This window comes from Streptomyces spongiae (genome assembly GCF_009377185.1).
In the GTDB taxonomy this organism is placed as follows: domain Bacteria; phylum Actinomycetota; class Actinomycetes; order Streptomycetales; family Streptomycetaceae; genus Streptomyces; species Streptomyces spongiae.
Window position 1 is genome coordinate 70,417 of the sequence record NZ_VJZC01000004.1, and the last position, 11,727, is coordinate 82,143.

The window sequence follows — 11,727 nt, forward strand, 5'->3', positions numbered from 1 at the left end:
TTTGACATGGCGATCTCTCGCATGGGGAGGTGACTTGCCTGACGGGTGACCCGGCCTACTTCGTGGCGCCCCGAGCGAAGCCGTTGTAGATGTAGCGCTGGAGGAAGAGGAAGACGACGAGGGTGGGCACGATGACGAGGATCGCGCCGGCCGAGATGGCCTCCCAGTGGGCGCCGAACGGGCCCTTGAAACGGAACAGGGCCGTGGAGATGGTCCCCAGCTCCTCGGAGGGCATGTAGAGGAAGGGGATGTAGAAGTCGTTGTAGACGGTGATGCCCTTGATGATGACGACGGTGGCGATCGCCGGTTTGAGCAGCGGGAAGATGATCCGCCAGTAGATGCTGAGGGCGTTCGCGCCGTCGAGCCGCGCGGCCTCGTCGAGGGAGACGGGGATGGAGCGGATGAACTGAAGGAAGATGTAGATGGACACGATGTCGGTGCCCATGTAGAGCAGGATCGGCGCCCACCGGGTGTCGAAGAGGCCGAAGCTGTTGACCACCTGGAAGGTGGCGACCTGCGTGGTCACACCCGGCACCAGGGTCGCGACCAGGAACAGGCCCATGACCGGCTTCTTGCCCCGGAAATCGAAGCGGTCGATCGCGTACGCCGTCATCGAGCCGATGACCACGGTGCCCGTGATGGAGAACAGCAGGATGAAGGCGGTGTTCCCGAACGCCGTCAGCATGTGGCCGTCGCGGAACGCGGTGGTGTAGTTGGACCAGTTGAGCCAGTCGTCGGGAAGCCGGAACGCCCCTCCCCCCTCCGTCACCTCCCTCGACGTCTTCAGCGAGGTGAGGAACACGACGACCAGGGGGACCAGCACCACCAACGAGGCGGCGACCAGCGACAGATAGATCAGGACCGTGCCGAGGCCGCGGGGGCGACGGCTGTCCACGGTGTTGGTGGTCATACGAGATCCACCTTCTCGTCGGGCACCAGGCGGCGCTGGATCCAGGTGATCAGCAGGATGATCAGGAGCAGGACGACGGCCGCGGCCGAGGCCAGGCCCGTCTTGTTGAACTGGAACGCGAGCTTCACCGTCTGGATGACGAAGGTCGTGGTGCCGGTGGCACCGCCGGTCATGATGTAGGGGATCTCGAACACCGACAGCGACCCGGACACGGCGAGGATCACGCTCAGACTGATCACCGGCCGGATGCTCGGCACGATCAGATACCGGAACTGGTGCCACCGGGTGGCGCCGTCGAGTTCGGCCGCCTCGTACAGCTCACCGGGGATCGACTGGATCGCGCCCAGGAAGAGCACGAAGTTCAGACCGGTGAAGCGCCAGACGGAGACGCCCGCCAGGGAGACGTTCGCGGACGTCGGGTCGCCGAGCCAGGCATGGTCGGTGCCCGCGCCGAACCAGGACAGCACCGAGTCGAGGGTGCCGCCGTCCTGGAAGAAGTACAGGAACACGAAGCCGATGGCGACGCCGTTGATGAGGTAGGGGAAGAACAGGATGCCCTTGAAGAGGTTGCGCAGGCGCAGGTTGAAGCTGAGAACGGTGGCGAAGTACAGGGCGATGACGATCTGTACGACGGACGCGGCCAGGTAGTAGAAGCTGACCAGGAACACCCGGAACAGCTCGGGCCGGGTGAAGAGTTCGGTGTAGTTGTCGGTGCCGACGACGTGGATCTCGGGACTGACGCCGTCCCAGTCGGTGAAGCTGTAATAGATCATGTTCGCCACGGGCACGTAGGTGAACGTGATCAGCAGGGCCAGCGGGACCAGCAGGAACAGCCAGGGGGTGGCTCTGCGCAGGACTCCGCGCCTGGGACGGGGGCTTTTCGCCGTCTTCCGGGGTGCCGTGCGAGGGGCGGTGCTCTCCTTGGCCACGCGTGTGGTGGGCGTGTGTGCGGTGTGGGTCATGTCGGCCTTTCGGTCGTCCGCGGACGCGGTCGAGCCCGGCCGGGAGAGGCCGTCACCGGGCCCGTGCGCCGCACTCCGTCAGGAACCCGTGGTCTTCTCCGCCTCGCTCCACTTCTCGTCGAGTTCGGCGAAGTAGTCCTTCAGGCTTCCGCTCTGGACGCCTCGGGCCATGTCGACCAGCTTCTGCCGGTAGTCGGGCTTGGCCAGGCCGATCTCCGCGGCGTTGTCGATGGCGTTGACCTGGGCGCTCTTGGCCTGGGACTGTTCGAGGAGGGTGACACCGTTGTCCTCGAACGGTTTCAGGGTGTCGGGCAGGGCCCCCGACTTGGCCGTCGGTATCGAGCCCTCGTTGCGGGCGAAGCCCGACTTCTCGGTGAACCAGTCGATCCACGCCCGCGCGGCCGGCTTGTGCTCGGAGTGCAGGCTCACCGCCTGCTGGTAGTCGGAGGAGGTGATCGCGCAGAACTTGCCGTCCTTCTGCGCCGGGAACGGCAGGAAACCGATGTCGTCGGGGTTCGTGCCGGCGGTCTCGGCCGCGTCCTGCATCTGCGTGATGGCCCACGAGCCGAGCTGCATGGTGGCGATCTCGCCACGTGCGATCAGCCCTTTGGAGTTCTCCCAGTTGGTCGTCGTGGGGTCCTTCTCCGTGAGCTTGTCGTGGACGACGTCGTAGAGCAGGGAGTCGATGACGTTGAGGTCGCTGCCCTCCGCCCAGGGAGCGGTGGAGGTCGCCAGCTTGTCGTTGGCCTCGGCGTCACAGCTGACCGAACCGATGCTGGCCGTGCCGGCGGTCAGTGGCCACTGGTCCTTGAAGTTCGTGTAGTAGGGCACCGCACCGGTCTTGGCCTTGATGGCCTTGAGGTCGGTCAGGAACTCCTGGGGGCTGGTGGGCCAGTCGGTGATACCGGCCTTCTTCCAGACCGCCTTGTTGTAGACGAACCCGTTGGCGTTGCCCACGGTGGCGAGCCCGTACACCTTGCCGTCGACGGTCGTGTTGCCGGTGAAACGGTACTTCTCGCTCAGCTCGGTGGAGCTGCCGAGCGAGGCGAAGAACGAGGGGTAGTCCTTCTTGGCGATCGTGTTCGGGATCATCAGCACGTCACCGTAGTTCTCGGTGTTCATGCGGATCTTGACCTCACCCTCGTAGTCGGTGATGCCCTCGAACTTCACCGTCACGTCGGGGTAGATCTTGTTGAACGCGGCCGCGTACTTCTTCATCGTGCCGTTCTGCACGAGGTCCGTCCGGTGCGTCAGGACCGTGATGGTGCCGGAGACGCTGCCCGGGTCCGCGGCAGCGGTGGCGGTCTCTCCCTTCGGCGCAGCCGCCCCCGTGCATCCCGTAGCGGTGAGTGCCGTGACAGCGATCAGTGCGGCGGAGGCCAGCACCTTCCTCGTCATGTGCCCCAGCTCCTTCCAGATTGCGGCTCAGCCCGCCCTTGGGCTGTCGGCACTATGGCACCGGGGAAATGAACCGGTAAAGCTATCGGTCTCACCGCGATACATAATCGTTACCAAGTGTCGCTGCACGGTCAGATAAATGTCGGATCAAAAGGGCGAATTGATGACGCACCGGACATGGTCATGAGAACTAGACCGGTTTATGGACAGCGTTGTCCCTGACGGCTAGGTTGGCATGCGAAGCAATCCGAACCGACCTTGCCTCACGTGAGGGAGCCGCACATGAAGGACGTCACCCTGCTCGGCGACGGGTGGGGGCTGCGCCACGAGGACGCGGTGCTGCCCGCCCGCGTACCGGGCTGCGTCCACACCGATCTGCTGGCCGCGGGGCTCATCCCCGACCCCTTCATCGGCACCGCCGAGCACGAGGTCGCCTGGGTGGGCGACCGGGCCTGGACCTATGTCGCCCGGCTCGCGGCCGAGACCGCTCACGAGCGCACGGACCTGGTCTTCGACGGCCTCGACACCGCGGCCGAGATCACCCTGGACGGAGAGGTGCTCGGCCGGACCCGCAACATGCACCGCTCCCACCGCTTCGACGTCACCGGCCGCGGCGGCGAACTCCAGGTGCGCTTCGCCCCGGCCCGCGAGGAGGCGGAGGCGGTACGGAAGACGGTCGGCGACCGGCCCAACGTCTATCCCGCGCCGGCCCAGTACATCCGCAAGATGGCCTGCAGCTTCGGCTGGGACTGGGGCCCCACCGTCGTCACCGCCGGGATCTGGCGGCCCGCCCGACTCGAACACTGGTCGACCGCGCGGATCACCCAGGTCCGCCCCCTGGTCACCGTCGACGGAGCGCGGGGCCGGGTGGAGGCGCACCTCACGGTGGAACGCACGGCCACCGGCGCGGGCCGCCCGCTGACCGCGCGGGCGTCGGTGGCCGGCGTCGACACCGAGGTCACCTTCGAGGGCACCGAGGCGATCCTCACCCTGGACGTGCCCGAACCGCGACTGTGGTGGCCGCGCGGGTACGGCGAACAGCCGCTGTACGAGGTCGAGTTGACGCTGTACGACGAGGGCGGGGCGCTCGACGTGTGGCGGCGGCGGGTCGGCTTCCGGACCGTCGAACTGGACCGCACCGCCGACGAGCACGGCACCGGCTTCACCCTCGTCGTCAACGGGTCACGCCTCTTCGCACGCGGCGTGAACTGGATCCCCGACGACGTCCTGCCCTCCCGCATCACCCCCGAGCGCTACCGGCACCGCCTCACCCAGGCCGCGGACGCGAACATCGACCTCGTACGGATCTGGGGCGGCGGCATCTACGAGGACGACGCCTTCTACGACGTGTGCGACGAACTCGGCCTCATGGTCTGGCAGGACTTCCTGTTCGCCTGCTCCGCCTACCCGGAGGAACAGCCGCTGCGGGGCGAGGTGGAGGCCGAGGCACGGGAGAATGTCGTACGGCTAATGCCGCATCCCTCGCTCGTGCTGTGGAACGGCAACAACGAGAACCTCTGGGGCTTCCGGGACTGGGGCTGGGAGTCCGAACTCGCCGGTGACTCCTGGGGCGGGGGGTACTACCTGGATCTGCTGCCGCGAGTCGTCGCCGAATTGGACCCGACCCGGCCCTACACCGCGGGCAGCCCCTGGTCCGGTACCTGGGACCACCACCCCAACGACCCGGCGCACGGCACCCACCACTCCTGGGAGGTGTGGAACCGCCGGGACTACGCGGAGTACCGCGACAGCGTGCCCCGCTTCGTCGCCGAGTTCGGCTGGCAGGCGCCGCCGGCCCTGGCCACGCTGCGCCGCGCGCTCCCCGGGGAGGCACTCGCCCCCCACTCACCCGGCGTGCTGCACCACCAGAAGGCCGAGGACGGCAACGGCAAACTCGACCGCGGGGCCGAACGCCACTTCGTGCTCCCGGAAGCCACCGAGGCGGGCTTCGACCGCTGGCACTATCTGACCCAACTGGTCCAGGCCCGGGCCGTTGCCGCGGGCATCGAGCACTGGCGCTCCCACTGGCCGCTGTGCGCGGGCACCGTCGTATGGCAGCTGAACGACTGCTGGCCGGTCAGCTCCTGGTCGGCCATCGACGGTGACGGCCGGCTCAAGCCGCTCCACCACGAGCTCCGGCGCCTGTACGCCGACCGGTTGCTCACCCTCCAGCCCGCCCCGGACGGCGTCGTGCTCGGCCTCGTCAACCAGTCGGCCGCCCCCTGGCGGGCCGAGGTCGCCGTACGCCGGATGACCGCCGACGGATCGGTGACGGCCGAGGCACCCCTCACTGTGGACGTACCGCCGAACGGGGCCGTACGGACGCCGCTGCCGGACCGACTCACGATCGGCGGGGACCGGGAGTTCCTGGTGGCGGACGTGGACGGACTGCGCGCGCTGCACTTCCCCGTGCCGGACCGGGAGTTCCCGTACCCGCGCCCGGAGTTCGACGTGGGTGTGGAACCGGTCACCGGCGAAGTCAGTACAGTCGACGTCGTGGTGACAGCACACACCCTCGTACGGGACCTTCTCCTGCAGCCCGACCGGCTCGCCCCCGACGCCGTGGCCGACACCGGCCTGATCACCCTGCTCGCCGGTGAGCGGGCCAGGATTCGCGTCCACGGCTGGCCCGAACCGGACGCCGGACAGGCGCGCTCGGCGTTCTTCTGTGTGGAACCGGCGTGAGCGCACCCACCCAACGCGTCACCATCAAGGACGTGGCCGCCCGGGCCGGCGTCTCCAAAGGAGCGGTCTCCCTCGCCTTCAACGGCAAACCCGGGGTGTCCGACGCCACCCGGGACCGCATCTTCCAGGCGGCCGAGGAACTGGGCTGGGCACCCAACGTCCGGGCCCGCAGTCTGTCGTCCGGCACCCGGGTGGACACCGTCGGCATGGCCATCTGCCGCCCGGCCCGGCTGCTGGGCCTGGAGCCCTTCTACATGGAGTTCATCTCCGGGGTCGAGAGCGTGCTCACCCAGCGGTCCTGCTCGCTCCTGCTGCACCTGGTGCGGGACGTGGACGAGGAGATCGCCCTGCACCAGCGGTGGTGGCAGGCCCGGCAGATCGGTGGTGCGATCCTGGTCGACTTCCGGGAGAACGACCCCCGGGTCCCCGCGCTGCGGGCTCTCGGGCTGCCCGCGGTCGCGGTCGGCCACCCGTCGCTGACCGGCGGTTTCACCTCGGTGTGGACGGACGACGCCACCGCCGCCGCGGAGGCCGTCCGCTATCTGGCGGCGCTGGGCCACCAGCGCATCGCGCGGGTCGGCGGGCCCGTCGGCCTCGGCCACAGCGCCATCCGCACGAGGGCGTTCACGGAGGCGACCCGTGAACTGGGGCTGGTCGGCGACCTGCAGATCGCCACCGGGTACGAGGGCGAGGAAGGCGCCCGTGCCACCCGCTCCCTGCTGCTCAGGGCCGACCGGCCGACGGCCATCCTCTACGACAACGACATCATGGCCGTCGCCGGCGCCGCCGTCGCCACCGAACTGGGCCTCGCCGTGCCGCGTGACCTCTCCCTGCTCGCCTGGGACGACTCCCAGCTGTGCCGGCTGACCCATCCGACGCTGTCCGCGATGAGCCACGACGTGCACGGGTTCGGCGCCGACGTGGCACAGACCCTGGTCGCGATGATCGACGGCGAGGAACCCCCGTCCCACCAGGTCGACACGCCATCGCTCACCCCAAGGGGATCCACGGCACCACCGCGGAGATAGGAATGGAAATGGACCCGGTCCTCACCGCATGCGCCCCCACAGCGAGGAACGATGAGTTCTGACATCCGTCATGTCGCGGCCCTTGGCAGCTCGTTCGCCGCGGGCCCGGGAATCGAGCCGGTCGAGAACCGGGCGGCGGGACGCTCGGCCCGCAACTACGCCCGTCTGGTCGCCGAACGGCTTGGCGCCGGGCTCACCGATCTGACGGTGTCCGGCGCCACGACGGAGACCGTGCTGGACACTCCCCAGCGAAGTACGCGGACCTGGTTCCCGCCGCAGCTCCAGGGGCTGCCGTCGCACGCGGACCTGGTCACGATCACCGTGGGCGGCAACGACCTGAACTACATAGGAAGCATGTACGCGCTCGGCATCGCCGCACGGCTGTCCGCATCTCCCTGGACCCTCCCGCTGCGGCCGGTACTGCCCCGGCCGCGCATACCGGACCCGACCGCCGAGGCACTGGAGGACGCCACGGCGAACCTGGTCCGGGTGGCGGACGCGGCCCGGGGCCGGGCGCCCGGCGCCCGGATCCTCCTCGTCGACTACCTCACCGTCGTCGGAACCGACACCCGCCACAGCCGGGCGACGCCGTTCGACGAGGCGAGCGTCGACGGACTGCGCCGCCTGGGCCGACAGGTCTCCCAGGTATTCGAGGCCGCCGCGGCCCGGTCCGGCGCGGACCTCGTGCCGATGGCGGAACACAGCCGTGACCATGCGCTGGGTTCGGCGCGACCCTGGGTGGTGGGGCTCCCCGACCGACTCCGGCACATCAGGAGCACGGCTCCGTTCCACCCCAACGCCGAAGGAATGCGCGCCACCGCCGACGCCATCGTCGACCATCTGAAGGCTTGATCCCGGACGCTGCGGGCGATGTCCCGCAAATGGTCCCGGCTGTGCTCGCTGACCTGGTGTCTCCTCGAGTACCCGGCGATGTGGGATGACCAAGTCAGTTCCGCGGTAGCCGCCGTCGGCAATCACCGTGACGCGGCCGACGGCGACAACGATCCGGGTGCCCTGGGCGTCGCAACTCGCGGTGGCGTTTCCGGCGCGCAGCGCCGCGGCCGGCCTCCTTCATCTGATGGACTGCCGAAGCTCGGCCCGGATCCGGAGGGTCCGCTCGGCGAGGCCGCCAGATCCACGTCCCTGGCGTCCCCGGAGGAGACTGCGGGGTCGATCTCGCTGATCAGCGCGCCGGTGTTGGTCTACGGGCGTGTAGATCGCGACGTCCGCCCGGACGCCAGGGCCGCCCACGGCGCTCTCGGCGTGCTGCTGGGTGCCGACCTTGCCGACCACGACCATGACCCCGCCTACGGCTCCCAGGACGACACCGGCCCGGCTCTTCCTCGGTGGCGGAAGCGGCAGGAGGTACGGCTGGGACACGGTGGACCGCCTGCCCGCCGCAGCTCACATGTGGCGCCGCTCCTGCCGATCCTGCACACCCGGCACAAAGAAATCCCAAATATTCTGGACAGGTCCAACGAAGACCCGGTGTCACGGTTCTCCGGATACTTGTCGCGCGCATTCGGCACATGACGGCACATCACCCGTGGCGCGCCGACTCCTCGGCGTGCTCAGCCCGCGTGGTCGGCCATGAACTGACCGACACGTCCCGCTCTGCCGTCGGCACCAGCCGCCTTCCCGGACGTGCTCCCGGCTCCCCACCGCCCGATCGCCGGGCCGCCGCGTGCACCTGCCCACTCATCAGCATCCTCAGCAGGAGTCACCACATGTCCCCAAGCAGCATGCCCGAAAGGCCGATCAAGGTCCGCAGTACGGGCAGGCGGTTGCGAAGCGCATGACATCCCCTCATTTCCTGGCCGATTCATTCGGCGGACTGATGTCGCCGGTCTCGGCTTTCATGACCGTCATGATCCTCTCGTTTCTGCTCTGCCTCTTCGTCGGTATCAGAAATGACACCGTGTCCGAGTTCTTCAGCGCCAGCAGAAATCTTTCAACAGGTCGGAATGCCCTGGCACTGTGCGGTGACTGGGTTCCGACGAGCGCACTTCTGGGAGCGGTGAGCGCGGTCGCTGTCGGCGGCTTCGACGGAATACTCGTCGCAGTCAGCCTGGCCGCGGCCCCTGCGGTTCTCGTGATTCTGGCCGAGCCGCTCCGCGCCACGGACAGCTTCACCCTCGGCGCCGTTCTGGCACGCCGTTTCCCGGGATCCAGGACCCGCATTGCGGCGGCTGCGATCACGGTTGCCATCTGCGTCCCGATGACCGTGATCCAGCTCACGGTGGCAGGAGACGCGGCCGCTTACATCCTGGACGTGGAAAGCGAATTCGCCTCGCAAGTGTGCACAGTGATGATCGGCACGCTTATCATCACCTTTGCTGCCTTCGGCGGCATGCGAGGAACGAGCATCATGCAGATCATCAAGATCGTACTGTTGCTCTTCACCCTTTTGGTGCTGGTCAACTATGTTCTGCGTCAAGCGGGCTGGGGCTTCGCTACCATATTCGAGCGCGCCGGCCAGCAGAGTGGAGATTCTCAATCGTATTACTCTCCCGGGCAGTTGTACGGAGACTCATCGGAAGGCATTCTGGATGTGCTTTCGCTGTGCGTGGGAGTAGCCCTTGGTTCGGCGGTCCTGCCTCACGTCGTGATGCGTGTGAACGTCTTTCGTGACGGGCGGTCCGTGCGGCGGGGGTTGGCGGTGGCGGCCGTTGTCCTGTCCGCCTTCTCCTTCCTCACCGTGCTCGCCGGACTGAGTGCTGCCGGAGTGATCGGCAGCAAAACCCTCGTCGCAGACGATCAAGAGAACCTGTCGGCGCTGTTCCAGCTGTCGGAGAGCCTGGGCGGCGAAACCATGGGAGACACTCTGCTCACCCTTGTCTCCTGCGCGGTCTTTGTCGCCGCGCTCAGCACCACATCCGGTCTCACCCTCGCCATCGGCTCACTTGCGCACGACTTTTCCGAAGCTCGTCGAAGTGCCGAATCGGACGAGGGGAGGGAGATCAATCTGGCCCGCTGGTTCATCATAGGATCCGGCGCCCTGAGTCTTTTCCTGGCGGTTCAGCTCCACAGCTGGAGCATCGCACCGCTGACGTCCTTCGTCTTCTCCCTCGGGGCATCCACCGTACTGCCGGCCCTGGTGTACAGCCTGCTCTGGAAGAAGTTCACGCAGGCAGGCCTCTACGCAACGCTCTACGGCTCCCTCGGATGCTGCCTCTTCCTGCAAGTTCTCAGTCTGAGCGTGTCCGGGAGTCCCGTCGCGCTGCTGTCTGGGCAGGACTTTCACTGGTTGCCGTTGCAGCACATAGCCCTGCTCTCGGTTCCCGTGGGCTTCCTGCTGGGCTGGGCGGTGAGCGCCGTTCAGCCTGCGGAGTCCAGGCGCACCTCGACGCCGGCCTCGTAGGGGGCCCCGATCAGGCTGTCGATGAGGGCCTGAAGGGTCTGGGTGAGGTGGTGGCGGCATGCTGCCGCGGCGGCCGGGCTGTCACCGTTCACGATCGCCTTGATCATCACACGATGTTCGTCCAGGCTCGTCAGCATCCGGCTGGGCCCGGTGTGCGACAGGTGACGCAACCGCAGGCTCTGACTGCGCATTTCGCGGATCGCGCGGGCGAGATAGGGGTTCCGGCAGAAAGCGATGATGTGCTGGTCGAAGCTTTCGGTCAGCGTGTAGAAATCCTGGAACGACCGGGCCTGCTGGGCGGCGTCCATCGCCCGGAACGATTCCTCGAACATCTCCAACTGAGACAGCAACTGCTGGAAGGCGTCGAGAGCACGCTCCTGTACCTGGGTTTGTGCCGCCACCTGTGCGGCCGCTTCGGATTCGAGCGTCATCCGGAACTCGAACAGGGAGCGCACGCCACCCAGCGAGATGGCCGCCACCCGGGCCAACTCACCAGGCGCGAAGTCGACAAGTCCTTCGCGGGAAAGACGTCGGATGGCCTCCCGCACGGGGGTGCGGGAGGCACCGAGTTCCTCGCCGAGCTGGATCTCGCTCAGCTTCGCTCCCGGTTTGAGCCGCAAGGACTCGATGTCCTGCTTGAGCCGTTCGTAGACGGCCTCGCTCTTCCCGGTCGCGCGGGCCATGTCGCTCCTTGCCGTCACCATCGGAATTCCCAGATGTATACAGCCTAGCCCCATGGGACCGCTCGCCTGCTTGCACTCCGTCAACGGCCTCAGATGAGGTGGCTGAACACGACGCAGACGGGAGAACCGGTACGGATGACCCGCCCGGTCTGCTCCAGGTGCCCGGCGCGGGTGACGCGGAAGGCGCAAATGGTGTGGGAAGCCTGGTTCGCCGCGTACAGGACACTGCCGGTCGGATCGAGGGCGAAGAACCGGGGCTGCTGCCCCGTGGTGGGACTCCAACGGGGACTGTGCGGGGTGCCGTCACCGTCGACGCGATAGGTGACGATGCTGTCGTGGCCGCGGTTGGAGGCGAACAGCAGGCGCCCGTCGGACGACAGCTGGATCTCGGCCGCGGTGCTGTCGCCGGTGAAGTCCGAGGGCAGGGTGGGCACCCAACTGTGCGGAACCAGGGACCCGTTGCGGGGGTCGATGCGATGGACGGTCACCTGGGAACTGAGTTCGTCGACGACGTAGGCCAGGGCGAGGCGGGGGTGGTAGGCGATGTGGCGGGGCCCGGCGCCGGCGCGGACCGTGGTGGCCGCGGGCGAGGAGAGGAGAAGGTGTCCGCTGGAGGAGTCATAGGTGAAGTGGTGGATCCGGTCGGTGCCTTTGTCGGGGACGTGGACGTGGTGGCCGCCGGGGGCGATGGGGATGTGAT

10 protein-coding genes are annotated in these 11,727 nt (G+C 67.6%); 5 read left to right on the plus strand and 5 right to left on the minus strand.

Annotated elements, in window-relative coordinates:
* Positions 1-55: 55 nt before the first annotated feature.
* The 3 genes from FNH08_RS01550 to FNH08_RS01560 all read right to left on the minus strand — a co-directional run bounded on the left by FNH08_RS01550 (position 56) and on the right by FNH08_RS01560 (position 3,270).
* Positions 56-910: a carbohydrate ABC transporter permease gene (locus tag FNH08_RS01550; protein WP_152769396.1), complete on the minus strand. Its 855-nt coding sequence runs from the start codon at positions 908-910 to the stop codon at positions 56-58.
* Positions 907-1,872 (minus strand): carbohydrate ABC transporter permease, encoded by a 966-nt coding sequence (locus tag FNH08_RS01555; protein WP_152769397.1) that lies wholly within the window; start codon positions 1,870-1,872, stop codon positions 907-909. The genes FNH08_RS01550 and FNH08_RS01555 overlap by 4 nt, the downstream gene beginning before the upstream one ends.
* A 78-nt stretch (positions 1,873-1,950) precedes the next feature.
* Positions 1,951-3,270, minus strand: a complete 1,320-nt coding sequence (locus FNH08_RS01560; RefSeq protein WP_152769398.1) for an ABC transporter substrate-binding protein — start codon at positions 3,268-3,270, stop codon at positions 1,951-1,953.
* 282 nt (positions 3,271-3,552) lie between these two features.
* Here FNH08_RS01560 and FNH08_RS01565 point away from each other — a divergent pair, with 282 nt between their 5' ends.
* The 5 genes from FNH08_RS01565 (at position 3,553) to FNH08_RS01585 (ending at position 10,344) form a co-directional block, all read left to right on the plus strand.
* Positions 3,553-5,955 carry a glycoside hydrolase family 2 protein gene (locus FNH08_RS01565; RefSeq protein ID WP_152769399.1) on the plus strand — a complete coding sequence of 801 codons (2,403 nt, stop codon included), beginning with the start codon at positions 3,553-3,555 and terminating at the stop codon, positions 5,953-5,955.
* Entirely contained in the window at positions 5,952-6,983 is a 1,032-nt protein-coding gene (locus FNH08_RS01570; RefSeq protein WP_322723465.1) for a LacI family DNA-binding transcriptional regulator, read from the plus strand. The genes FNH08_RS01565 and FNH08_RS01570 overlap by 4 nt, the downstream gene beginning before the upstream one ends.
* Positions 6,984-7,034: 51 nt before the next feature.
* Positions 7,035-7,835 carry an SGNH/GDSL hydrolase family protein gene (locus tag FNH08_RS01575; protein ID WP_152769401.1) on the plus strand — a complete coding sequence of 267 codons (801 nt, stop codon included), beginning with the start codon at positions 7,035-7,037 and terminating at the stop codon, positions 7,833-7,835.
* 18 nt (positions 7,836-7,853) lie between these two features.
* Positions 7,854-8,516 (plus strand): hypothetical protein, encoded by a 663-nt coding sequence (locus FNH08_RS50515; protein WP_194238328.1) that lies wholly within the window; start codon positions 7,854-7,856, stop codon positions 8,514-8,516.
* A 151-nt stretch (positions 8,517-8,667) separates the two neighbouring features.
* Entirely contained in the window at positions 8,668-10,344 is a 1,677-nt protein-coding gene (locus tag FNH08_RS01585; protein ID WP_152769402.1) for a sodium/solute symporter, read from the plus strand.
* On the opposite strand, the gene FNH08_RS01590 is transcribed toward FNH08_RS01585, so the two are convergent.
* Positions 10,302-11,027 (minus strand): GntR family transcriptional regulator, encoded by a 726-nt coding sequence (locus tag FNH08_RS01590; protein WP_152769403.1) that lies wholly within the window; start codon positions 11,025-11,027, stop codon positions 10,302-10,304. The two genes, FNH08_RS01585 and FNH08_RS01590, sit on opposite strands and share 43 nt — an antisense overlap.
* Positions 11,028-11,116: 89 nt before the next feature.
* The coding region (locus FNH08_RS01595; RefSeq protein ID WP_152769404.1) for a lactonase family protein at positions 11,117-11,727 on the minus strand (611 nt) is incomplete at its 5' end.